The sequence below is a fragment of the Nitrobacter sp. CN101 genome (assembly GCF_055390255.1).
In genome coordinates this window covers 1,159,444-1,183,544 of sequence record NZ_AP038833.1, presented here as the reverse complement: position 1 = coordinate 1,183,544, position 24,101 = coordinate 1,159,444, and the positions used below count along the sequence as shown (strand labels likewise).

Sequence of the window (24,101 nt, the reverse complement as noted above, 5' to 3'; positions counted from 1 at the left end):
CGCGAGTTCCGTACGCGGGAAATGTCAGCAATCCGAACACTGCAACCTACCGGATATCGCTTCCATGGCTGAGACGGCCAACGGACAGGCGCGTCGCTGAATGGCCATTACTGCCCGTTCAGCATCCGCTCGGCGAGATCGCGGTGGGTGCGCTCCATCCGATCCGATCGCGTGGCGGCAACGTCACGATTTTTGCGGCAGGCAGTGTAGGCTGCGGATCCCTGGGGTCCGCCCTGCGCCTGGCAATAGCCATCGTCATCGGTCTGGGACAGCGCGTTCGAATTGTGGCGCTCAAGATTAGCGCATCCGCCCAGTGACAGTGCGGCCAGAACGATGGCCGCGTGGCGCGTGGATGTCATTCGTCCTCCCATGATCGTCCCCCCGACTGCCAGAGCTTGGAGCATGATCCCGAAAGGTGAGAACTACTTTCGATAAGATCGATGAGATCATGGTCAAATGAAAGGAACGCTTCAGCCTGATACAATGCGATTGAATGAGACTGAAGCGACTGTTTGAACCCGATTGCGGGGATTGTAAGTCCATCGAATATTTCGGCAGCGATCACATCCTGTTTTTCAGCGCTCCCTGAATCTCGGAACCAGACCGCTCGTACTCCTTTTCGATGGCGCGAAGCCCGATCGGCACAGTGAAAGAACGCCACCGCATTGTGCTGTGAGATCACGCGTCAGATACGGCAGCATGGGGCGTGCCGATCGGCTTACCCTCGTATTTTCTCCTGGATGTTCAAGGCATTTCCGGGAGAAAGGCTCCGTCGCCATGCAAGACGACGGAGCAGTACATCCGGGGCTGGACGATCGGGAGGATGAATCGTCCTAGTTGGAACCGGATGGAGGCATGTCACGAGATGCCAGACGGGCCCTCGGGACGTGCGGTCACCGCATGGGAGACGGTGGTGTAGCGATGTTGCGGCAATCGGCCTTCCGGCGGTCAAGCCGGAGGCCGGGCCGCGCCAGCCAGGATCGTATCACTCGGCCGCGACGGCTGTTTCACCGATACGCGGATCAAGTTTACCGGTGCGGTAAAGCTTGGCCATTTCAGCCAATGGGATCACCTTGATCTTCGAGGCATTCCCGGCAGTGCCGAACTGCTCGAAACGCTCGCGGCAGAGGTCGCGCATTGCATCCATCGCGGGTTTCAGGAACTTGCGTGGATCGAATTCGCTCTTGTTACTGGCCGCGACTTTCCGGAATACCGCAGTCATGGCCAGACGGCAGTCGGTGTCGATATTGACCTTGCGAACGCCATGCTTGATGCCGCGAACGATTTCCTCGACTGGCACGCCCCAGGTCTGCGGCATCTCGCCGCCGAACTTGTTGAACTCATCCTGCAGATGCTGCGGCACCGAAGACGAGCCATGCATCACCAGATGGGTATTGGGAAGGCGGCGATGGATTTCCTCGACCACCTTCATGGCGAGAATGTCGCCGTCCGGCTTGCGCGAGAATTTGTAGGCGCCGTGCGAAGTGCCCATCGCGATCGCCAGAGCGTCGACCTTGGTCGCGCGGACGAAATCGACGGCCTGATCCGGATCGGTCAGCAATTGATCGTGGCTGACCGGCCCTTCGATGCCGTGCCCGTCCTCCTGCTCGCCGCCGCCGTGCTCGAGCGAGCCGAGCACGCCCAGTTCGCCTTCCACCGAGGCGCCGACCCAGTGCGCCAAGTCAACGACGCGGCGGGTGATGTCGACGTTATATTCGTAGTCCGCTGCGGTCTTGGCGTCGGCCTTGAGCGAGCCGTCCATCATGACCGAGGTGAAGCCGTACTTGATCGCGGTGGCGCAGGTCGATTCCTCGTTGCCGTGATCCTGATGCATGCACAGTGGAATGTGCGGATACATCTGGTCCAGCGCGTCGATCATGTTCGCCAGCATGATGTCGTTGGCGTAAGAGCGCGCGCCCCGCGAAGCCTGCATGATGACCGGCGCATCGACGGCGGCCGCAGCCTCCATGATGGCAAGCCCCTGCTCCATATTGTTGATGTTGAACGCTGGCACGCCGTAGCCATGCTCTGCAGCGTGATCCAGCAACTGTCTCAAAGTTATGCGTGCCATGTCGGTTCCCTCCCCATCTGGCTATCGTGAAAAGATGTCGCGTTTAGCGCGATCGTATTGTTGGCCACGCCCCGTCTCGACGCCGCAGGGGCTGACGATTTCGGATATACGATTCCAATCATGCGCGCTTCTTTCGCTCGATGAGCTGAAGGATCAGCGGCGTCAGGATCAACTGCATCGCGAGATCCAGCTTGGAGCCGTGGATGACGATCGAGTTGGCGCGCGACATGAAGCTGCTCGGAATCATCGACAGCAGATACGGAAAATCGATCCCGCGCGGATTCTTAAGGCGGATGACGACCATCGACTCGTCGGGCGTCGGTATCCACCGGGAGATGAACGGGTTCGAAGTATCCACCGTCGGCACGCGTTGGAAATTGATGTCCGTCTCAGCGAATTGAGGACAGATATAATTGACGTAATCCGGCATACGCCGGAGGATGGTGTCGGTGACCGCCTCGGTGGAATAGCCACGCGCATTCCGGTCGCGGTGCAGCTTCTGGATCCATTCGAGATTGATGACGGGAACGACACCGATCTTGAGATCCGCGTACTGAGCGACATTCACCTTGTCGGTCACAACGGCCCCGTGAAGACCCTCGTAGAACAACAAATCCGAAGCGTCGGGCAGAGGCTGCCAGTCGGTAAACGTTCCAGGAGGAACACCGTGCAGCGCCGATTCCGCATCGTCGTGAACATAGTATCGCGTATTGCCCGTTCCGGTCTCGCCATAGCTACGGAACACACCCTCAAGTTCGGCGAACAAGTTCGTTTCAGGACTGAAATGACTGAAGTGCTTGTTGCCCTTGTCCGATTCCTCGGCCATGCGGGTGCGCATTTCAGCGCGATTGTAACGGTGGAAAGCGTCGCCTTCGATGTAGGCCGCAACGACATTCTCGCGGCGGAAAATCTGCTCGAAGGTTCGCTTGACGGACGTCGTACCGGCGCCCGACGAACCCGTAATTGATATGATGGGATGCTTCCTTGACACGATATCAGCCCCTCAAACGCGAAACAAACCGCGGTTCCCGAACAACGGCGCATTCGCTTCCAGAGCGACGTCGGGGACCGTATGCATATGTTCGAGCCGCTGGACGTTCTTGATCGAACCCATAATCAGCGGCACTCGCTGATGAAGGCTGTCGGGTACGATATCGAGAACCCGCTTTCGTCCAGTCGACGCGCCACCGCCTGCCTGCTCGACGATGAAAGCCATCGGGTGCGCCTCGTAAACCAGGCGCAGGCGCCCTTCCTCATAGCCGTCCCGAGCGTCTCCGGGATAGAGGAAAATACCGCCGCGAATAAGAATGCGGAAAGCCTCCGCGACGAGCGAGCCGATCCAGCGCATGTTGAAATTCTTGCCGCAGGGGCCATCGGCTCCCGCAAGGCACTCATCGATATAGGCGCGAACCGGCAGGTCCCAGTGCCGCCTGTTCGATGCATTGATCGCGAACTCGTTTGCGTCCGTCGGAATTTGCACTGACGATCCGGTGAGCTTGAACACCCTGTCGGCTCGGTCAAGCGTGAAGATATCGACGCCCCGCCCGAGCGTGAGAACGAGAGAGGTCTGCGGACCATAGACAACGAAACCGGCCGCAAGCTGCGCACTTCCTGCTTGCCTGAAGGCCGCATTGACATCGGAAGGCGTCGGCATGATTGAAAAAATCGTACCTACCGACATGTTCGTGTTGATGTTCGACGAACCGTCCAACGGATCGAATGCAACGCAGATCGGCGCGCCCGGATTCAAAATATCCAGATCCGCCATTTCCTCGGAGGCGAGCGCTGCGATCGGCAGCTTGCCGAGAGCGTCGCGAATAATTTGATCGGCGCGAACATCAAGATCCTTTTGAATGTCCCCGTCGGTGTTGCGACCTTGTGCCTGTCCGGTGATCCCGGCCAACGCTCCGCGGCAGGTCAGATCGGAAATATCGACCGCAGCCCGCGCAAGCGCAGCTACTGCTTCCTTCACTGCCTGGCGGAGCGGATCCGAACCCGCCTCGCCATCCATCCTTTGCTGCAGTGTCAGCTCTTGGCTCATTCAGACTCCCCCTCGGCCGCAATCTCCAAACAGCCGATTTGCCGCTTTCCAGAGCATCGCGAGAATTGACTCGTTGCATGTAATAAGTACAATTTCAATATCCTTCATAGAGGCAAAAATTTTCTTATATGATCACGAAGCTTCGCGACGTTACAATTCGGCAGCTTCGTGCTTTGGCATCGGTTGCGGTAGGAGGTAGCGTCACTGCCGCCGCCAACAAATTGCATTTGACTCAACCTGCGGTCACGCTGCAACTGCGGAATCTTCAGCAACTCTGCGGACTGCCTCTGCTCCAGCGAACCAGCGACGGCATGGTTCTCACGCCTGCTGGACAGGAGTTGTACACGCTTTTCGAGCGCATCGAAGCTGCGATCGAAAGTTGCGCAACGTCGCTCGACATGATCACCGGTCGAACCGGCGGGCGCATATCGATTGGCGCTGTCAGTACGGCAAAATATTTTGTCCCATTTGCGATTTCCGCGTTTTCGAAGCTTCATCCGGGGATGGACATCAGTCTGACGATCGTCAATCGCCAGGACATACGTCAGGCTCTGCGCAGCTATGCGCTCGATTTTGCAATCATGGGCCACCCGCCTCCCGATATCGAACTGGACAGGCATTTGATCGGCGACCATCCGCATGTCGTCATCGCGCCGACAGGACACCGGCTTGCAAACGCGTCCGGGCTTTCGGCGGTCGATTTGGCACATGAAAGGTTCGTTTCCCGCAAGCCGGGCTCGGGTACACGATTCCTCATGGAACAGTTTTTTGAGAACAGCAATCTCGAGCCGCAGATCGGCATGGAGATGAGCAGCAACGAGACCATCAAGCAGGCGGTCATCGCCGGTCTCGGGATCGCTTTCATCTCGGCGCACACCGTGGCCGTGGAACTTAAGGAAGGCCGGATGATCACGCTCGACATCACCGGTCTTCCTATTATTCGGCAATGGTTCGTCGTCAGGAGGAAAGACAAGGTGTTGCTTCCTCCGGCGCAAGAAATGCTCGATTTCCTGGTCGAGAACGGCAGGCAGTTCCTGCCACAGGCGCCGCTCAGCAGCGGCTGCCCTGATCCGGGGCCTGCGCCGGCCAGGTGAATCGCCCCGGCAGGTTCGCGCGTGAGCAACCACCGCGCGATCTTGACGCAAAATGCGTCGTGTCAACGCTTCTGATCTTCCGCGTCGAAAGACCGAAGTCGACGCAAAACGGGACACTGAAACCGGAAAATTCATGCCAGACGATCTCGCGGCCGCGTAACAAGCGGTCCGACGTAAACAAGCACTAGCGCCTAGCATACGGCCACCGCACGCATGAGGGGTCAATTCGTCGCGCGCCGCATTGCGCGGCTGGCGCATCGAAATTATAAGTCATTGAAATGATGGTCGGAGTGGCAGGATTTGAACCTGCGACCCCTGCGTCCCGAACGCAGTGCTCTACCGGGCTGAGCCACACTCCGACAAGACGCGGCTTATAGCCTTGGGTTTCGCGCGCCGCAAGAAGCTGAAATCGAGAACTGAAATTCTATGACTGTGGACCTCATAACGCAGATTCAACCGGCCGGCGAAGTGGCGGCGGCAGCGGCTACCCGGGTCCTTCAAAATGGCGGGCTTGTCGCGTTCCCCACTGAGACGGTCTACGGGCTCGGCGCTGACGCCGTCAACGCGGAAGCGATCGCACGGCTCTACCAGGCCAAGGGCAGGCCCGCATTCAATCCGCTGATCGTCCATGTCGGAGACCTTGCGGCCGCGAAACGAACCGCCCGGTTCAATGCCACCGCCCTCGCGCTCGCCGATGCGTTCTGGCCGGGTCCGCTGACGCTGGTGCTGCCGAAGGGCGCTCGCTGCCCGGTGGCCGATCTTGCCACCGCGGGCCTCGACACCGTCGCCCTGCGGGTTCCCGCCCATCCAGTGGCGCGCGCTATCCTGCGTGATTTCGGCGGCGCGGTTGTCGCACCCTCCGCCAACCTGTCGGGCCACGTCTCACCGACGACGGCGGCGCATGTACAAAGCGATCTCGCGGGACGGATCGACCTCATCGTCGACGGCGGACCGGTGGAGGTCGGCATTGAGTCATCTATCATCGGCTGTTTCGATCGGCCGACGTTACTGCGGCCCGGCGGAATTCCGCGCGCTGATATCGAGCGCGTGCTGGGCCACACTTTGACCTCGGCAGATCCCGGCGCGGCCGCTGGACGGCCGCTGGCGTCAGGGATGCTGGACTCACACTACGCGCCACGCGCCCGGATGCGGCTCAACGCTGCGAGCGCTACGCGCGGCGAGGCGCTGCTGGCTTTCGGTCGGGTCGATCTGTTGGGTGTCGACACCGCGGCCGCTGTGATAAATTTGTCCGAACGCGGTGATCTTAAGGAGGCTGCGGCCAATCTTTTCGGCTGTCTTCGCGCCTTAGATACCAGCGGTGCGCGGACCATCGCGGTGATGCCGATTCCCGACGAGGGGCTCGGGGAAGCCATCAACGACCGGTTGCGCCGCGCCGCCGCCCCGAAAGGCTGATGGACGTGCCGATCGTCAGGCCAGAATTCTCGCAGCCGCCGTTGTCGCCCGATCTGATTGCGCGCCTCACGGCCATCGTCGGCGACAAATATGCCGTGACCGACGCCGAGGAACTGGCGCAATACCTCACGGAGGCGCGCAACCTGTTTCATGGCCGCTCCCCGCTGGTGCTGCGTCCCGCATCGACGGCAGAGGTATCGGCGATCTGCAAGCTCGCGAGTGAACATCGAATCGCGCTGGTCCCGCAGGGCGGCAACACCGGTCTCGTCGGCGGACAGACCCCGCACAGCGGCGAGGTCGTGGTGTCGATGCGGCGGATGGACCGAATCCGCGAAGTCGATACCGCCTCCAACACAATGACGGTCGAGGCCGGCGTTATCCTGCAGACAATCCAGCGGCGCGCGGACGAGGCCGATCGTTTCTTCCCCTTGTCGCTCGGCGCCGAAGGAAGCTGCACCATTGGCGGCAATCTCTCGACCAATGCCGGCGGCACCGGCGCGCTGGCGTATGGCGTGGCTCGCGACATGGCGCTCGGGCTCGAGGTGGTGCTGGCCGACGGGCGCATCCTCAACGGTTTGTCCAAGCTGAAAAAGGACAATACCGGCTACGATCTGCGCAACCTGTTCATCGGCGCCGAAGGCACCCTCGGTATCATCACCGCCGCGGTCGTGAAGCTGTTCTCGAAACCGCGCTCGGTGCAAACCGCCTTTGTTGGCCTGAAATCGCCGGCCGACGCTCTGAAACTGCTGGCTATCTCTCAGGCCGAAGCGGCCGGGAGCCTGACAAGTTTCGAACTGCTTGCAGAGATCTGCGTCGACATCTGCCTCAAGCACGGCACCGACATCCGCGATCCGCTCGCTTACCGCCATCCCTGGTATGTGCTGATGGAAATCTCATCGTCGCGTGACGATGCGGCTGCGACCGTTGAGGCCGTTCTCGAGCGGGGCATAAGGAACGGCTTCGTCGGCGATGCGGTTCTTGCGGCCAGCCTTCAGCAGCGCGCGGCGCTCTGGAAGCTGCGCGAGACGATCCCGCCGGCACAGAAACGGGAGGGCGGCTCAATCAAGCACGATATCTCTGTGCCCGTCGCCGCCGTACCTGCCTTCATCGCCGAGGCCAATATCGCCGTGGCAAAACTCATTCCGGACGCGCGCCCGGTCCCGTTCGGCCATCTCGGAGATGGCAACATCCACTACAATGTCAGCCAACCCGTGAGCGGGATGACGACACAGGAATTTCTCGCCCGGTGGCAGGAGGTCAATGCCGTCGTCTTCAAGATCGCGCTAGGGATGGGCGGCTCGATTTCCGCTGAACACGGGATCGGCGTGCTGAAGCGCGATGATCTGCCCGGCGTGAAGGACAAGACGGCAATCGAAGTGATGCGCGGCATCAAGGCGCTATTCGACCCTCTCGGCATCATGAATCCGGGCAAGGTGCTGTGAGGGGTTGGCAAACGGCAGCTTTTTGAAATGGCGCAATGGCCACGAAATGTTGCTTTCCACGTCAGAACAGCGAGCCCTGACCATCGTCCCTTAAGGCTGCGGACGCAGCCTCGCGAGCCGCCGGCTTCTTTGCGGCCTGCTTCGCCTCGCTTTCCAGTTGCTCTGCTGAGATTGGCAGAATCAGTTGCTCATCGTCGTGGACGACATGGTTCACGCGCGCCGACACCTCATGCCAGACGAATTCGCCGTTTTCCGGCGCGCGCAGCAACAGCGCAGCCTCTTCGGATTCGATAGCCGCGCCGTCGAGCCAGCGCGCGTGATCCGCAGGCGCGAGCGTCACCGGCGCGCGCGGATGCAAGGTCGCGAGATTGCCGCGCGCCGCCACGGTGACGATGGCGACCGTATCAAGCTCTTCGCCATTCGGCCCGACCCAGGTCTCTGCAAGGCCCGCAAACGCGATCAGCCTGCCATTGCCCGGCCGGATGAAGAACGGCCGCTTTCGCTCTTCCGATTGATGCCATTCGTAGTAGCCGTCGGCCGGAAGCAGGCAGCGACGCCGTTTCATCGCGTTCTTAAAAGAGGGCTTGTCCAGGACCGTCTCGGAGCGGGCATTAATGAGAAGCGCGAACTGCCGGGGGTCCTTGACCCAGGCCGGAATCAGACCCCACCGCATGAGACGAAAACGCCGGGCGTCATTCTCAAGGATGACGACAGGAACCGGCTGGGTCGGCGCAATATTGTACCGCGGCGGGAAATTCGGCTGTTCGGCGTACCCAAAAACCTGACGCATCGCCTCCGGCGGCGACAAGATCACATAGCGCCCGCACATTTCATCGTCCCAACAGATGCGACATTCAATCCGTTTTAATATCGGAGTCCAACACTGGGACGAATGACATCGACGGCCAACGAATCACCCTTCTCTCCAGCGATCGCGACGCAAACCGACCAGAACGGGGCGGGCAGCGCGGCCGCGCTGGCGGCCGCCAATATCAACCCGCAAAGCGGCCTTGCGACTGACTATCTCAATCACTTCAACGAAGCCATCATGCTGCTGGAAATGATACCAGACATGCCCGATTGCGTGGAAGATTTCCTAAATTGGCGACCCTTGACCTACCGGGAGCATTTCATGGCCTCGAATTTCAAGGCACGCGAGCAGGCGATCCAGGCTTATGAAAACGCCAACCCCGACATTCGCGCCAAATTCGATAAGTTGACTGCCACCATGACCTCAATCCTGACCGCGGTGGCTACCGCGATGAAGGAGGTTCGCCAGCACGAGACACGCGCCGCGCTTGCGACCCAGGCGGTCGGCTGGATCAAGCCGATGGTCATGCGGGCCGGCGGCATCATCAATGGTCAGGGTGGCGAAACCGATGTCGATTACATTATGAGCCACTGATGCCTCCCGCGCGTCAGTTTCCGCAGCTCGCCGTCAGCGCCGCGATCTTCCGCGACGGCAAAATTCTGCTGGTGCGCCGCGCCCGGCCGCCCGGCAAAGGCTTGCACTCTCTACCCGGCGGACGAATCGAATTCGGCGAGACCGTCGCTGGCGCGCTACATCGCGAGGTGGCGGAGGAAACCGGGCTCACGATCGAGATTATCGGTCTCGTGGGCTGGCGGGAGGTGATGCCGACCCGGCCCGGCGACGGGCATTACATCGTGATGTCGTTCGCGGCCCGTTGGATCGCAGGCGACCCCATCTTGAACGACGAACTCGACGCCTTCAGTTGGGTTGCCCCCGAGTTGCCGGGCGAATTGCGGCTCACCGAAGGTCTGCAAACCATCATCGATTCCGCACGGCGGCTCGTCGGGGTTTGAACCGGGGTTGAAAGCCCTGTGCAGATCGTCCCCGCCTTGCTTCCAGCGCATTGAAGGGGCATATCACGGCGGATCCGGGCCTCTTCATGCGTAAATCGGTTTTAGCGGTTGTTCTGGTGGCTGCGATCTGTGGCGCGATGCCCGCGCGCGCGCAAGACGGGGCCGCGCCCTTTGACGCCGATCTACAACGTCTGGCCGAAATCCTCGGCACGCTGCATTATCTTCGCGACATCTGCGCCGCCAACGACGGTGCGAAATGGCGCAGCGAAATGCAGGCCCTGATCGATGCCGAAACGCCCTCGGGCGAACGCCGCTCCAGGATGATCGCTGCCTTCAACCGCGGCTATAACTGGTTCCAGCAGACTTACCGGGTATGCACGCCAGCCGCGAATGTCGCCATCCGTCGGTATGTCCAAGAAGGCGCGAAAATTTCCCGTGACCTGACCGCCAGATACGCAAACTGATCCTGCCGCCGGGATTGCACGTCAAATGCGCCAAGGCGCGTTAACCTTTCCTAAAGAACTGGCTGTCCGGCCCCGAATCGCGTGCTAAACCACGGCCGTTGAGCGTTCGCCTCGTCAGACGTATTCGGAATTTTCATGCGCCCGCCATTTGCATTCAGCCCGGCCCGCGATTCACTGCCCGACCATGAGCAGAAGCAGGCTGCGCTGAGCTACCTCAATGAAGCATGGGCCGAGGCGCGGCACGACGGTGTCGATGGCGATTGTCTGGCGCAGGCCAGCCTGTTTGCCGCCTTCGCCGAACTCGTCGGCACCTATGGCGAGGATGCCGTGGCGACGTTCGTCGAAGGTCTTGCGGGCCGCGTTCGCAACGGCGAGTTCTCGATCGCGCTGGCGAAGCAATAAGCCCAGTTCCGGCCATCCTTTTGATTGAGATGATCTTATCCGAAAATCGGTATCCACTTTTCGGAATCATGCTCTAGGGCTTCAGCGTCTCCAGAAAACGCACCGGCTCGCCCGTGGATGCGGTCGCCAGTTCCCCCTGCCACATCACGCGGCGGCCGCGCACGAAAGTGCCGACCGGCCAGCCCGTCACGTCGACACCATCATAGGGCGTCCAGCCTACGCGCGACGCCACCCATTTGTTCGTAATGGTCTCGGTCCGGCCGAGATCGACCACAGTGAAGTCGGCATCGTAGCCAGCCGCAATCCGTCCCTTGCAAGCGATGTTGAACAGCCGCGCCGGACCGGCGCTGGTGAGATCGACAAAGCGCGCCAGCGACAGGCGGCCCGCATTGACGTGATCCAGCATCAAAGGCACCAGCGTTTGCACGCCGGTCATGCCCGACGGCGACGCAGGATAGGTCTTCTGCTTCTCCTCCAGCGTATGCGGTGCGTGATCGGAGCCGAGCACATCGATGATGCCCTGCTCGATGCCCTTCCATATCCCCGAGCGATGAGCCGCATCGCGCACCGGCGGATTCATCTGCGCCAGCGTGCCAAGTTGCTCATAGCATCCGGGGGCGGCCATGGTCAGGTGATGTGGTGTCGCCTCGCAGGAGGCCACATCCTTGTGGTCGCGCAGATACTCGATCTCTTCCTTGGTCGAGATATGCAGCACATGAATGCGCTTTCCAGTCTCGCGGGCGAGAGTGACGAGCCGCTGCGTCGCCAGTAGCGCGGCGGTCTCGTCGCGCCACACCGGATGCGAGCACGGATCACCGTCGACGCGCAAATTCTTGCGCTCGTTCAGACGGTATTCGTCCTCGGCGTGAAACGCGGCACGGCGGCGGATCACGTTAAAGATTTTTCGCAGACTGTCGTCATCCTCGACCAGCAACGCACCGGTGGACGATCCGACGAACACCTTGACGCCGGCGCAGCCGGGAGCGCGTTCCAGTTCGGGCAGATCCTGCACATTCTCGCGGGTGCCGCCTATGAAGAATGCGAAATCGCAATGCATCCGATGATGCGCCGCCTTCATCTTCGCGGCGAAGGTCTCCGCTGTGACTGTCAGAGGATTGGTGTTCGGCATCTCGAACACCGCAGTCACGCCGCCCATCACCGCACTGCGCGAGCCGGTTTCGAGGTCTTCCTTGTGCGTCAGTCCCGGCTCGCGGAAATGCACCTGGGTGTCGATCACGCCGGGCAGGATATGCAGCCCCCGGCAGTCGATGACCTCGCCCGCGTCGGCCTGGCCAAGTCCGCCGATCGCCGCGATGCGGCCGTTTGAAACGGCGATGTCACCGACCCCCTCGCCGTCCTGATTGACGATGGTGCCCGATCTCAGAATCACGTCAAATGTCTTGGTCATTGTTCCCAAAAGCTTTCCGCGCGGCCGCGCGGACCTTGTTGCCCGCACCTTAGCGGCTTACGTTCCGAAAGCGAAATCCGGCACGCAGGTTTCCCCGGCGGTTACTGTGCCGGAATCGCCAAGAGAGCAACGCCCGAACCAAGAGAAGTGTCATGAAAGCAGCGTTTCTTCCCGACCGGGGCGTAGTGAAGGTCAGCGGCGACGACGCCCGCAATTTTCTCAACGGTCTGGTGACTACGGACGTGACCAAGGTTGAGCCGGGCCTTGGGCGGTTCGGCGCGCTGCTGACGCCGCAAGGCAAGATCACCTTCGATTTCCTCATTACGGAAGCGCAGGCCGGTCACGGCGGCGGCTTTCTTATCGATTGCCCGTTGCCGCTAGCGCAGCCGCTCGCGACCAAGCTGGGTTTTTACAAGCTGCGCGCCAAGGTCACGGTCGAAAACCTTTCGGGCAAGCTCGGCGTGCTGGCGGCCTGGGACGGCGAACCCGCCATGCACCCCGACTTGACCTTTGCGGACCCGCGCAGCGACAAGCTCGGCTGGCGCATTCTCGCACCGGAAGAACTCGCGACCCGAGCAGCCAATGTGATCGGTGCCGAACTGGTCGAAAGCGCCGACTATGAGGCTCACCGGATCGCCGTGGGCGTGCCGAGCGGCGGACTAGATTTCACGTTCGGCGATGCCTTTCCGCATGAAGCCAATATGGACCGGCTACACGGCGTCGATTTCGACAAAGGCTGCTATGTCGGTCAGGAAGTGGTTTCACGTATGGAGCATCGCGGCACTGCGCGCAGCCGGATTGTGCGAGTGCGCCTGGACAATAGCGCCCCCGAGCCAGGGGCGGCCGTGGTCGCGGGGGAGAAGTCCGTAGGCACCATGGGCTCGTCGGCAGCGGACCAGGGTCTTGCGCTGCTGCGGCTGGATCGCGCCGCCGACGCGATCGAGGCCGGGATTCCGTTGACGGCAGGCGGCGTTCCGATCCATGTCGCCGAACCGGACGACCTGAAGCTATCGGCGAAGAATACCGTCGCATGACGCAATCCGCGCGTATGCATGCCGACGGCCTCGCCCGCTGTCCGTGGCCCGGCGACGACCCGCTCTATCTCGCCTATCACGATACTGAATGGGGCATACCCGAATATGACGACCGCGCGCTGTTTGAAAAGCTGATCCTCGACGGCTTTCAAGCCGGTCTGTCGTGGATCACGATTTTGCGCAAGCGCGACAACTTCCGCCGCGCCTTCGAGGGTTTCAACCCTGAGGCAATCGTCCGCTACGACGAGAAGAAGGTCCACGCGCTGATGGACGACGCCGGCATCGTACGCAATCGGGCTAAAATCGAGGGCGCCATCACCAGCGCGAAATCCTACCTGACGATCATGGAGCAGGGTCCGGGCTTTTCCGCGCTACTGTGGAATTTCATGGACGGCCAACCGAAGGTCAATCGGTTCAAGACCACCGCGACCGTACCGGCCTCGACACCACTCTCGGTCAGGATATCTAAGGAACTGGCTTCGCGCGGATTCAAATTCGTTGGGCCGACAATCGTGTATGCCTTCATGCAGGCAACAGGCATGGTCAACGACCATCTGGTGACATGCCATTGCCGTGAGACATGCGGCAAGCAGACGCGCAAGCCACGTCCCGCAACGCCATGACGGCGCGGGTTCCGAAAACCGCCACGCGCGCGTGGCAGCGGATGCTGTCCGGGCGGCGGCTCGACCTGCTCGATCCCTCGCCGCTCGACATCGAGATCGCCGATATTGCGCATGGCCTCGCCCGCGTCGCGCGATGGAACGGCCAGACCCACGGCGCGCATATTTTCTCGGTCGCGCAGCACACGCTGCTGGTCGAGGCCGTGATGCGCGAGCACACGCCACGCGTCGATATCCGCGTGCGGCTGGCGGCGCTGCTGCATGACGCGCCCGAATATGTCATCGGCGACATGATCTCGCCATTCAAGGCGGTGATCGGCGGTTCCTACAAGGCGGTGGAGAAGCGGCTGCTGTCGGCGATCCACATCCGCTTCGGACTGCAACCAGCATTGCCCGCCGACATCGAGCAGCAGATCAAGGATGCCGACATGGGCGCGGCCTATCTCGAAGCGACCCATCTCGCGGGCTTCTCGGAGCCCGAGGCGAAGCGGCTGTTCGGCAGCGATCCGGGCCTTCGGGAGGCGATGATCGACGATTATCTGACGCCGTGGCCGGCGAGCGAGGCCGAGAACCGGTTCCTAGCGCGATTCCAGAGCCTGTGCGGTTAGAGTGGGATCAGGATAAGTATTTGGCGGTTTTCCGCCTGCGTCCCGCCCAAAAATATCGGAACCGCATCACCTTCGCGGACCGCCTTTTGTCCCAAGGCGCTCCGGCCTATAATCTCCCGAAAACTCGGGAACGCCATGATCCACGTCTGCTCGCTTGCCGCGCTTGCGCAAACCGTGAAAACCAGCGGTGCCAGCCATGTCCTCACCGTCATGGCAAACGTCGATCAGGTGCGGCGGCCGCACTCGATTCTCGAGGCCAATCATCTGAAGGTGTCGATGGACGACATCAACGAGCCCGTGGATGGTTTCGTCGCGCCGAACGACGATCATATCATGCAGGTTCTGACGTTCATCCGTAGCTGGGATCGCAAGGCGCCGCTGGTGGTGCATTGCTACGCCGGGATCAGCCGGTCGACCGCGAGCGCTTTCACCGCCGCCTGCGCGCTCAACCCGCATCGCGACGAGATCTCCATCGCACGTCAGATTCGCGCGGCCTCGCCAATCGCGCAGCCCAATCGCCTGATCGTGGCACTGGCCGACAAAGCTCTTGGACGTGGAGGACGGATGCTTCGCGCGGTCGACGAAATGGGTCCCGGCGACATGACGATCGAAGGGCGACCGTTCCGCATCGATCTGGAATAATCCATATTACGCTTTTCGCGGAAAAACGGTTCGCGACCCAGCGCAACCGGTGTGTCTAGAACTTAATCGGTGGAACGGCGCAGTTCCAAAGGGCCTTCGACCTTGGCCGGCCTGGCTTCGGGCTTGACGGGCTCAAGCCTGGCACTCTCGACCCTCGGGGTTTCGACACGCGCGGGCACTTCCGTGTTCGACGCATCGGCCGTGCGCGAAACCCTGCGACGGGCATACGGGTGTGCAGCGGCGCGCGCCAGCAGCATCTGCCTACCCCCCTGATGGTCGAAGTCGCAATACGCAAAGCCCATGCCCGATACCGAACCGCGGAAGCTGGCTTCGCTCTTCTTGTCGAGGTTGAAGCACGGTTCGAACGGAAGACCCTTGATCGACGCGCAAACCGCCTGACCGCGCACTTGTAGCGTATTGCCCGGCAGCCTCATGTGGCGAACCGGACCTTCGCCGCTGAACTGCACCGCGCCGGCCGCGCCCCCGTCCTCGAACACCCGGCCGGCGCCACGCGTACCGTCGAAGCAGGTGAACGCGAAAACCTTGCCGGCTACAAACCGTTTAGCCTCGTTGGCATTCATGAGGTGACCGGCCATTGCCGGTGCGGCAATCGCACCTGCAACCAGGACTCCTGACACGAAACGCGCGAGCATACTGCAACTCCGACAACTTGATCGCGGGATGGCGCCGATGGCTGACCTTTACCCGCTCCTTACCATACTAACCGTGGCAACATTGGAGCAGCTTGGTTGGTAAAGTCTGAATATCCTAGGAAACTTTCACCACGAGGCACCCGCGAACTTCGCCAGCGAGAAATCCTGGTGACGGCTGGATCAACGCTTCCAGACAAATTTCATTAGTTATTTCATATATTTATAACAATAGAGATCATTCGCAAACCGCCAGCCAACCGTCCTTGATCCGCGCCTTACTCCGCCTAGGATCCAAAATGACAGTGCCCGTCTGTTGGCAATTGCGCCAGCGACTCTACCGCCGGGCGGAGCCACCAAATTCAGCCGAACTGTGAGCTGCTTCGGCGAGTCTGGCGGAGATTTCGGCGGTCTGAGCCGTTGTGCCCCAACTCGGCGCATCCCTGCCGTCGCCCCACGCGCGCGGACGGTAGAAGGTATGAACACCGGTGCGGTACATTTTCTTCATTTCGCGCACCCAGGAAGGATGCACCCAATAGGCGTGATAGTGCGTCGACTTGCCGACTTCCGACAGCCACAGCCGTCCGTCAAGAGTGGCCTTCGCTATCCTCCGGGCGCGATCCCACATGTCCGGCTCGGTGACGACGTCGCGAATGCCGTCGCAGGCAAACGTGAATTGGCAGGCCAAACGACGCTTTGCGTTCTGGTAGACTGCGCCGCACACTGTAGTCGGATAGTAACCCGAGAACACGCGGTTCATAACCACCTGAGCAACCGCGATCTGGCCGCGAACCGCTTCGCCGCGCGCTTCGAAATAAACCGCCTCCGCGAGGCATTTTTCCTGCTTGGCGCGCTTCTTGTCATCCAGAAGACCGAGCCGCTCGGCCGGCGTTTTGACCTCGCCCTTGCCAACCACGGTTTCGCCGGCTTTTGCAGAATCCCGCTGCGGCGGCCGGGATGCCTTCATGTCGGGATCCGCTGCCAGCGCCGGCATCACGATCATCGGTTCTTCGCCGGGGCGCCAGTGTTCCAAACCTTCACTTGCGACACCCAGCGCCGAACTGCCGAAGTACAGGCTTGCCGTCTTGATCGAGAACTCGTCGGTGGAAGGTTCCGACCTCTCCGCCGCTTCGTCTGACGGCTGCCCATCGAGCGGACTATCATATTGTGGCAAAGGAGGTGCGTTCAGGGCTTCCGCCAGTTCGGGATCGAGCCCCGAGGGTTCCCCGTCGTGACGGGTCGTCGCCGTCTTTGCCCCGAACACCGACGCATTGGACGTTGAGGGGTCCTGCGGTGCAGCATCCGTCGGCGCAATGGACGGCGGCTCCGGCGCAACGAGGGTTAAACGGTCGCCCTTCAGCGTTCGATTGACCTTGGGGAAATCCGAGGCGCTATAGCGTGGCGGCGGCCGCGTCAGCCGACTGCGCGCGGCAGCACCAACGCCCTCATCGAGACTCGCAAGCAGGAGTGTGGCCGCGCGTGGCACCGATGTGCCGACCGGACGTCCGAAGTTGAAGGTCGCGACCTGAATGGAACTGACCGCGTTAGCGGAAACACGCCTTTGCCAGCGTTCGGCGACACCCGGCTGCCTCGCAAGCAAGGACGCAATATCCTGATATCCGATTTCGTTCGGGATCAATGCGAAAACGCAGAGACCGAAACCGAAGAGCGCAAGACGCGCGCTCTTCGGTTGGTTACGCAACACAGACATCGACACGCTCACGCAACGCCACACACGTGATCGATTTGCACGTTTAGTCCATTTCGATCGATCTCGGTAATATCCAATTAAAGTTGCGAGGGCGTTAATCGGCGATGCAAGTGCACAACAGGCAAGAGGCATCCGAAAGCGCGCGCGAATATCGGGAGCGTTGGTAAACAACGCCTCGAGCGAAATAGTAAAGATACGGTCAACGCTTAATTCGCCGCGGATGACGCGCAGGCGGTTCACCGACAGAGCATGATCTTATCTGAAAACCTGCTTCTGCTTTCGGGATCTGATTTAGGCGGCCGGCAGGCCTTCCGATCATGACCGTTCATCATCCACTCGGCTCGCGACGATCTTGCCGAGCGCCGCATGAGCGGCGGCCAGACGCGCGATCGGCACGCGGTATGGTGAGCATGACACATAGTTCAATCCGATCTCGTGACAGAATGCCACCGAAACGGGATCGCCGCCGTGTTCGCCGCAGATGCCCACCTTGAGATTTGGGCGGGTCTTGCGGCCACGCGCGACGCCAATCTTCACCAGTTCTCCGACACCGCCGCGATCCACCGAGATGAATGGATCGATCTCCAAAACTCCCTTCGCGATATAGGCGCCAAGGAAGCTCGCCGCGTCGTCGCGGCTGATGCCAAACGTGGTCTGCGTGAGGTCGTTGGTACCGAACGAAAAGAACTCCGCCGTTTTGGCGATCTCTCCTGCCGCCAGACAGGCGCGCGGCAATTCGATCATGGTGCCGACCTGGTAGGCCGGCTTGCCGCCGGTTTCGCGTGTCACCGATTGCGCGGTCATATCGATCCGCGTCTTGACCAGATCGAACTCCGCCTTGGTCGCGATGAGCGGTACCATGACTTCAACGGCGACGGCCTTGCCGGTGCGCTTTTCGGCCTCGATCGCCGCCTCGAAGATCGCCCGCGCCTGCATTTCGGCGATCTCGGGATAAACGATGGCAAGGCGGCACCCACGAAAGCCAAGCATTGGATTGAATTCGGCGAGATTGCGGGCACGGTCAGCCAGCTTGCGCGGATCGGTGTTCATCGCACGCGCGACTTCCTCGATCTCGGCCTGTGTATGCGGCAAAAATTCATGGAGCGGAGGATCAAGCAACCGGATCGTGACCGGCAGGCCCTTCATGATCTCGAACAACTCGACGAAATCGGCGCGCTGCATTGGTAACAGCTTCGACAGCGCGGCGCGGCGCGCTTGCCCGTCTTCGGCCAGAATCATTTCTCGCACCGTACGGATGCGAGTCTCCTCGAAGAACATGTGCTCGGTGCGGCACAAGCCGATTCCCTCGGCACCAAACCTCACCGCCGTTCGCGCGTCGGCTGACGTGTCGCCGTTGACCCGGATGCCGAGCTTGCGAATCTCGTCGGCCCAGCCCATCAGCGTACCGAACTCACCGGACAGCTCCGGCTCGATCATCGACATCTGTCCCGCCAGCACCTCGCCGAGCGAACCGTCGATGGTGATGACGTCACCGCCCTTGAAGGTGCGATCTCCGACTGCCATGGTGCCACGTCCATAATCGACGCGGATGCTGCCGCAGCCGGAAACGCAGGGCTTGCCCATGCCGCGCGCGACCACCGCCGCGTGCGAGGTCATGCCACCGCGCGTCGTCAAAATGCCCTCGGCGGCATGCATACCGTGGATGTCTTCCGGACTGGTCTCGATCCGTACCAAGATAACCTTGCGGCCGCCGGCCTGCAGCTTGGTTGCCTCCTCCGAAGAAAACACGATCTCACCCGCAGCCGCGCCGGGCGACGCCGGCAAGCCGGTGGCAACCACGTCGCGCTGTGCGCTGGGATCGATGGTCGGATGCAGCAACTGATCAAGCGAGGCCGGATCGATACGGACCACCGCATCCTTCCTGGAGATCAGGCCCTCATTGGCAAGTTCGACCGCGATGCGCAACGCGGCGCGCGCGGTACGTTTACCGCTTCGGGTCTGGAGCATCCACAGCTTGCCATCCTCGACCGTGAACTCCATGTCCTGCATGTCGCGATAGTGCTTTTCGAGCAACCTGTAGATGCGCGTCAACTCCTTGAAAGATTCGGGCATTGCCGTTTCCATCGACGGCTTGTCGGACCCGGACTCCTTGCGCGCCGCCTCGGTGAGGTCCTGCGGCGTGCGGATGCCTGCCACCACGTCCTCGCCCTGAGCGTTGATGAGAAACTCACCATAGAGCCGGCTTTCGCCGGTGGACGGATTGCGCGTGAACGCCACGCCGGTTGCCGATGTCTCACCCAGATTGCCAAATACCATGGCCTGCACGTTGACGGCGGTGCCCCACGACTCCGGAATATTGTGCAGGCTGCGATAAGTGACCGCCCGCGCATTCATCCAGGACGAGAACACTGCGCCGATCGCACCCCACAGCTGCTCATAAGGATCTTGCGGAAAATTCTTGCCGGTCTCGCGTGCAACAGCCGCCTTGTACTTGCCCACCACCTCGACCCAGTCGTCGCCGGTCAGGTCCGTGTCAAGCGAATAGCCCCTGCCATCCTTGAACGTATCCAGGATGTCTTCGAAGTGATGATGCGCGAAGCCAAGCACGACATCCGAATACATAGTGATGAAGCGGCGATAGCTATCATAAGCAAATCGCCGATCGCCAGAGAGCGCGGCCATAGCTTCGACGGTCTTGTCATTGAGACCGAGATTGAGCACCGTGTCCATCATGCCGGGCATCGAGGCGCGCGCTCCCGATCGCACCGAGACCAAAAGCGGATTGGTCGCATCACCGAACACCTTGCCGGTTATTTTTGCGACGTGCTTCAGTGCTTTTTCGACCTGCGGCTTCAGCTCCTTCGGATAGGATTCGTCACGCGCATAGAAAACCGCGCATACCGAGGTGGTAATCGTGAAGCCGGGAGGCACTGGCAAACCGAGGTTGGCCATCTCGGCGAGATTGGCACCCTTGCCGCCGAGCAGCTCCTTCAGTTCTGCTTTGCCCTCCGCCTTGCCGTCTCCAAACGTATAGACCCACTTGCTCCTCGCTGGCGGCGTTCTTGTTGCGTTATTCGTCGCCTTCCCCTTGCCGGCGGAATTTCGCTTTTTCGCCCGGGATTTTGTAGATGGTTTTGATTTCGTTGCAGGCTTTTTCGACTTCGAGGCAGCTTTGGCCATGGTTTGAAACCATTCCTCGTAAGGGAAATCGTGCGGGCCTTACACCACGTTTCGACAACGCCGCGCAAGCTGCGCGAACTGCCTTGTCCTGAAGTGATATCGACGTACAATTCAAGTTCGGAGCACGACGCAAAAACAGCCCGGCTTGCGCCGGGCTGTTTTGATTTTAGACGCCGATGGGCAGCACCGAACGTTCGGTGCTCAGGCCTGTGGCTGTGGTTCGAGACCTGGATCGGGCTCTGGGCGCGGACGTGTTTTGCCGGCAGGCGGCACCGCCGACGTGCGCGGTGTCGCAGGCTCCAGCACCGATTCCCGGTTCGGCTTCTTGCCGTTGAGCAGATCGGTGATCTCATCGCCGGTCAAGGTTTCGAACTCAAGCAGGCCCTTGGCCAGCGTCTCAAGATCGGCCCGCTTCTCGCCAAGAATGCGGGTCGCGTCCTTGTAACCAGTCTCGACCAGACGCCTGACTTCGGAGTCGATCTTCTGGGCGGTCGCCTCGGACACATTCTGCTGGCGGTTGACCTGCATGCCGAGAAACACCTCGTCATTGTTCTCGCCATAGGACACGGTGCCGAGTTCTTTCGAGAGGCCCCAGCGCGTCACCATCATGCGCGCAAGACGCGTCGCCTGATCGATGTCGGACGCAGCACCGGAGGTCACCTTCTCGTGGCCGAAAATCATCTCCTCCGCCACGCGGCCGCCCATCATGATCGCAAGTCGCGAGGTCATCTGCTCCAGCGACATCGACAGCTTGTCGCGTTCGGGAAGTTGCATCACCATGCCCAACGCCCGGCCCCGCGGAATAATGGTCGCCTTGTGAATCGGATCGGTAGCGATGACATTTAGGCCGACGATGGCGTGACCGCCCTCGTGATAGGCCGTCAGCATTTTTTCTTCCTCAGTCATGACGAGCGACTTGCGCTCGGCGCCCATCATCACCTTGTCCTTGGCTTCCTCGAACTCGGCCTGCGTCACCATGCGCTTGTTGCGGCGGGCGGCCGTCAGCGCCGCCTCGTTGACGAGATTCATCAGATCCGCGCCAGAGAAACCGGGCGTACCGCGGGCGACGGTCTTGAGGTTGACATCGGGTGCCAGCGGCACCTTGCGAACGTGAACCTTGAGAATCTGTTCGCGGCCGACGACGTCCGGGTTCGGCACCACGACCTGACGGTCGAAGCGGCCCGGGCGCAGTAGCGCGGGGTCAAGCACGTCGGGGCGGTTGGTCGCCGCGATGAGGATGACGCCCTCATTGGCCTCGAAGCCGTCCATTTCGACCAGCAACTGGTTCAGCGTCTGCTCTCGCTCATCGTTGCCGCCGCCGAGACCCGCGCCGCGGTGACGGCCGACCGCATCGATTTCGTCGATGAAGATGATGCAGGGCGCATTCTTCTTGGCCTGCTCGAACATGTCGCGGACGCGGCTGGCGCCGACGCCGACGAACATCTCAACGAAGTCCGAGCCCGAAATGGTGAAGAACGGCACGTTGGCCTCGCCCGCGACAGCGCGCGCGATCAGCGTCTTGCCGGTGCCGGGCGGGCCGACCAGGAGCACGCCGCGCGGAATACGCCCGCCGAGGCGTTGGAATTTGCCGGGGTCGCGCAGGAACTCGACGATCTCCTGCAGGTCCTGCTTGGCCTCATCGACGCCTGCGACGTCCTCGAAGGTAACGCGGCCGTGGGCCTCCGTCAGCATCTTGGCGCGAGACTTACCGAAACCCATCGCCTTGCCGGCGCCGCCCTGCATCTGGCGCGACAGAAAAATCCACACGCCGATGAGCGCGATGAACGGCAGCCACGACACCAGCAGCGAAACGAACCATGGAACGCTGTCGCCGGGGGGCTTGGCTGTGATCTGCACCTTGGCGTCATAGAGCTTTTTCACCAGCCCCGGATCGGTTGGCGCATAGGTCTGGAAGTTGGAACCGTTGGTGAAGGTGCCGTGAATCTCCTGCCCTTGGATCACGACATCGCGAACATTGTTCTGATCGACTTCCGTCAGCAACTGCGAGAACGAAATATCCTGCGCGGTCGTGTGGTGACCAGGACTCTGGAACAATGTGAACAATGCCAACAGGAGCAAGACAATGATGACCCAGAGGGCGAAGTTGCGCATATTGGCGTTCATCGATCTTCCTTCGAGGCCGCGCGGATCGCAGCCGGATATCCCTGCATCGACTTAATAGATGGGGGTTGCCGAGACGTATACAATCTAGGCACGGAGGTTGCCCCTGCCAAGGGAACCGGGTGAAACTCTTATTAAATAAAACCTATTCGGCCCTGGCAGTTGACACAAGGTTTCGCATTTCCAATATTTCTGCTTATCACCTCTTTGATCCGCTTCATTTTTCAAGCTTGCGCCCGGCGGAGGTCTGCGGTCGCTTCATATTTTGAAGCATGGTGGCGCTTGACGGAACTTGACGCGAGGCGGAAGTGAGACCCGCTTTGGATTGCAGCCTAGGGTCCTCTGCGCGGCGATTAACCAAGCCGCATTAGTTGGTCCGACGCCGGGGCGGTGCCGGCTCGACGCTGATCCGCTCGGAGGTAAGCGTCACCAGCGCCCCCGCCAACGTCCTTCTGAGCAAAACGCGTCGACCGAAATCCGCATGATTTGCGGCGCTTTCGAGTGCCAAGAGCAGAGCCTCAACCTTACCCAATTCAGCCCGTCCCTCGCAGCCGATACGATCGATCACCCGCAACAACAATCGAACCTTGATCTCCTCCGAGAGGACCGCAAACGCCTCCGTTCGAAAGCCCGGATGCTGCGCGTCGTCATCCTGCAAGGCCAGATAACGCTCCGCGCCGTCGACGAGGAGTTCCAGCGCTGTATTAGCTCGCGCCAGACGCGATGCGAGCCGCGTCAGGTTATGGGCATCGCATCCTTCCTCCGCCAGTGCCGGCATCAGAGCACGCAAACGCGGACGCGTGAAATTGAGGTTGCGATTGGTCGGATCCTCCACGTAGTCGATTTTTGCCTTCTTCAGCGTCGCAATCAGCCTCGCCTTCGGAACATTCAGAAACGGCCGGGCAAGGATGAACCCGTCACGCATCGTTTCACGTGCCATTGCGGAGAGGCCCGCAATGCCGCTGCCACGCGATAATCGCATCAGAACGGTTTCCGCCTGATCATCACAGGTGTGAGCGGTGAGGATATGCAATGCGCCGTGGACACGGGCTGTTCGCGCCAGCAGGCGGTAGCGGGCGTCTCGCGCGGCCGCCGGTAATCCGGATTCCGGTTTGGCGCCGCTCCAGCGCACGATGCGGTGTGTCACGCCGAGCGAGGTTGCGAGCAGCTTGACGTGTCGCGCCTCGCGCGCGGAGCCACGCCGCAGGCCATGATCGATGGTGACGGCAATGAGGTCGGGACCGCCTGTCATGGCGCGCCGCCAACGTGCCGCGAGCCACATCAGCGCCATGGAATCGGGGCCGCCGGATACGGCGAGGACGAGTGCGTGGGCCGCTTTCCAGTCCGCGAACAGCGTTTTCGCTTCCGTTGCCGAAATCGGCAAAGCGGAGCCCGTTTTCGGTGGCTTCATCGCT

The 24,101-nt window shown here is 61.1% G+C and carries 22 protein-coding genes and 1 tRNA gene; 11 read left to right on the top strand and 12 right to left on the bottom strand.

The annotated features are described in order from the left end of the window. Positions 1-107: 107 nt before the first annotated feature. From ACZ5IL_RS05740 to ACZ5IL_RS05725, 4 genes are all read right to left on the bottom strand, one after another. Entirely contained in the window at positions 108-359 is a 252-nt protein-coding gene (locus tag ACZ5IL_RS05740; protein WP_425906263.1) for a hypothetical protein, read from the bottom strand. A gap of 626 nt (positions 360-985) precedes the next feature. Then, entirely contained in the window at positions 986-2,071 is a 1,086-nt protein-coding gene (fba, locus tag ACZ5IL_RS05735; RefSeq protein ID WP_079448255.1) for a class II fructose-bisphosphate aldolase, read from the bottom strand. A 118-nt stretch (positions 2,072-2,189) separates the two neighbouring features. Next, positions 2,190-3,062: a phosphoribulokinase gene (locus ACZ5IL_RS05730; RefSeq protein WP_079448256.1), complete on the bottom strand. Its 873-nt coding sequence runs from the start codon at positions 3,060-3,062 to the stop codon at positions 2,190-2,192. 12 nt (positions 3,063-3,074) lie between these two features. Beyond that, positions 3,075-4,112, bottom strand: a complete 1,038-nt coding sequence (locus ACZ5IL_RS05725) for a class 1 fructose-bisphosphatase (protein WP_464595684.1) — start codon at positions 4,110-4,112, stop codon at positions 3,075-3,077. Positions 4,113-4,240: 128 nt separating this feature from the next. Here ACZ5IL_RS05725 and ACZ5IL_RS05720 point away from each other — a divergent pair, with 128 nt between their 5' ends. Further along, positions 4,241-5,206, top strand: coding sequence for a LysR family transcriptional regulator (locus tag ACZ5IL_RS05720; protein ID WP_464595682.1), 966 nt, complete (start codon positions 4,241-4,243; stop codon positions 5,204-5,206). Between the two features lie 282 nt (positions 5,207-5,488). Here ACZ5IL_RS05720 and ACZ5IL_RS05715 read toward each other — a convergent pair. After that, positions 5,489-5,565 (bottom strand) — tRNA-Pro (locus ACZ5IL_RS05715). Positions 5,566-5,632: 67 nt separating this feature from the next. Here ACZ5IL_RS05715 and ACZ5IL_RS05710 point away from each other — a divergent pair. Then, positions 5,633-6,619, top strand: coding sequence for an L-threonylcarbamoyladenylate synthase (locus ACZ5IL_RS05710; protein WP_464595680.1), 987 nt, complete (start codon positions 5,633-5,635; stop codon positions 6,617-6,619). Continuing rightward, positions 6,619-8,061 (top strand): FAD-binding oxidoreductase, encoded by a 1,443-nt coding sequence (locus ACZ5IL_RS05705; protein ID WP_464595679.1) that lies wholly within the window; start codon positions 6,619-6,621, stop codon positions 8,059-8,061. Before ACZ5IL_RS05710 ends, ACZ5IL_RS05705 begins: the two co-directional genes overlap by 1 nt. A gap of 61 nt (positions 8,062-8,122) precedes the next feature. Here the strand turns inward: ACZ5IL_RS05705 and ACZ5IL_RS05700 are convergent, their stop codons facing one another. Beyond that, entirely contained in the window at positions 8,123-8,890 is a 768-nt protein-coding gene (locus ACZ5IL_RS05700) for an SOS response-associated peptidase (protein ID WP_464595678.1), read from the bottom strand. A gap of 63 nt (positions 8,891-8,953) precedes the next feature. Here ACZ5IL_RS05700 and ACZ5IL_RS05695 point away from each other — a divergent pair, with 63 nt between their 5' ends. The 4 genes from ACZ5IL_RS05695 to ACZ5IL_RS05680 all read left to right on the top strand — a co-directional run bounded on the left by ACZ5IL_RS05695 (position 8,954) and on the right by ACZ5IL_RS05680 (position 10,751). Next, on the top strand, positions 8,954-9,466 hold the full coding sequence (locus ACZ5IL_RS05695) for a hypothetical protein (protein WP_464595676.1): 513 nt from the start codon (positions 8,954-8,956) through the stop codon (positions 9,464-9,466). Continuing rightward, entirely contained in the window at positions 9,466-9,885 is a 420-nt protein-coding gene (locus tag ACZ5IL_RS05690) for an NUDIX hydrolase (protein WP_464595674.1), read from the top strand. Before ACZ5IL_RS05695 ends, ACZ5IL_RS05690 begins: the two co-directional genes overlap by 1 nt. Positions 9,886-9,971: 86 nt before the next feature. Next, on the top strand, positions 9,972-10,349 hold the full coding sequence (locus tag ACZ5IL_RS05685; protein WP_464596833.1) for a TIGR02301 family protein: 378 nt from the start codon (positions 9,972-9,974) through the stop codon (positions 10,347-10,349). Positions 10,350-10,484: 135 nt separating this feature from the next. Continuing rightward, positions 10,485-10,751: a hypothetical protein gene (locus ACZ5IL_RS05680; RefSeq protein ID WP_425906300.1), complete on the top strand. Its 267-nt coding sequence runs from the start codon at positions 10,485-10,487 to the stop codon at positions 10,749-10,751. 73 nt (positions 10,752-10,824) lie between these two features. On the opposite strand, the gene ACZ5IL_RS05675 is transcribed toward ACZ5IL_RS05680, so the two are convergent. Further along, entirely contained in the window at positions 10,825-12,159 is a 1,335-nt protein-coding gene (locus tag ACZ5IL_RS05675; RefSeq protein WP_464595672.1) for a dihydroorotase, read from the bottom strand. Positions 12,160-12,311: 152 nt separating this feature from the next. On the opposite strand from ACZ5IL_RS05675, the gene ygfZ reads away from it, so the two are divergent. The 4 genes from ygfZ (at position 12,312) to ACZ5IL_RS05655 (ending at position 15,063) form a co-directional block, all read left to right on the top strand. Further along, a complete protein-coding gene (gene ygfZ, locus ACZ5IL_RS05670) occupies positions 12,312-13,193 on the top strand; it encodes a CAF17-like 4Fe-4S cluster assembly/insertion protein YgfZ (RefSeq protein ID WP_464595671.1) in 882 nt (293 codons plus the stop codon). Then, positions 13,190-13,816, top strand: a complete 627-nt coding sequence (locus tag ACZ5IL_RS05665) for a DNA-3-methyladenine glycosylase I (protein WP_464595670.1) — start codon at positions 13,190-13,192, stop codon at positions 13,814-13,816. Before ygfZ ends, ACZ5IL_RS05665 begins: the two co-directional genes overlap by 4 nt. After that, positions 13,813-14,421, top strand: a complete 609-nt coding sequence (locus tag ACZ5IL_RS05660) for a YfbR-like 5'-deoxynucleotidase (protein ID WP_464595669.1) — start codon at positions 13,813-13,815, stop codon at positions 14,419-14,421. Before ACZ5IL_RS05665 ends, ACZ5IL_RS05660 begins: the two co-directional genes overlap by 4 nt. A 135-nt stretch (positions 14,422-14,556) precedes the next feature. After that, the gene (locus tag ACZ5IL_RS05655; protein ID WP_464595668.1) at positions 14,557-15,063 is read left to right on the top strand and encodes a tyrosine phosphatase family protein; all 507 of its coding nucleotides are present in this window, start codon (positions 14,557-14,559) and stop codon (positions 15,061-15,063) included. 62 nt (positions 15,064-15,125) lie between these two features. Here the strand turns inward: ACZ5IL_RS05655 and ACZ5IL_RS05650 are convergent, their stop codons facing one another. The 5 genes from ACZ5IL_RS05650 to tilS form a co-directional block, all read right to left on the bottom strand. Continuing rightward, a complete protein-coding gene (locus tag ACZ5IL_RS05650) occupies positions 15,126-15,716 on the bottom strand; it encodes a hypothetical protein (RefSeq protein WP_464595667.1) in 591 nt (196 codons plus the stop codon). 334 nt (positions 15,717-16,050) lie between these two features. Continuing rightward, a complete protein-coding gene (locus ACZ5IL_RS05645; RefSeq protein WP_464595665.1) occupies positions 16,051-17,424 on the bottom strand; it encodes a cell wall hydrolase in 1,374 nt (457 codons plus the stop codon). A gap of 315 nt (positions 17,425-17,739) precedes the next feature. Further along, complete coding sequence (gene ppdK / locus ACZ5IL_RS05640; RefSeq protein WP_464595663.1) at positions 17,740-20,565, bottom strand: pyruvate, phosphate dikinase; 2,826 nt, start codon at positions 20,563-20,565, stop codon at positions 17,740-17,742. Between the two features lie 201 nt (positions 20,566-20,766). Then, positions 20,767-22,689, bottom strand: a complete 1,923-nt coding sequence (gene ftsH, locus ACZ5IL_RS05635) for an ATP-dependent zinc metalloprotease FtsH (protein WP_079448277.1) — start codon at positions 22,687-22,689, stop codon at positions 20,767-20,769. A gap of 364 nt (positions 22,690-23,053) precedes the next feature. Further along, positions 23,054-24,097: a tRNA lysidine(34) synthetase TilS gene (gene tilS, locus ACZ5IL_RS05630; RefSeq protein WP_464595662.1), complete on the bottom strand. Its 1,044-nt coding sequence runs from the start codon at positions 24,095-24,097 to the stop codon at positions 23,054-23,056. Between the last annotated feature and the right edge of the window lie 4 nt (positions 24,098-24,101).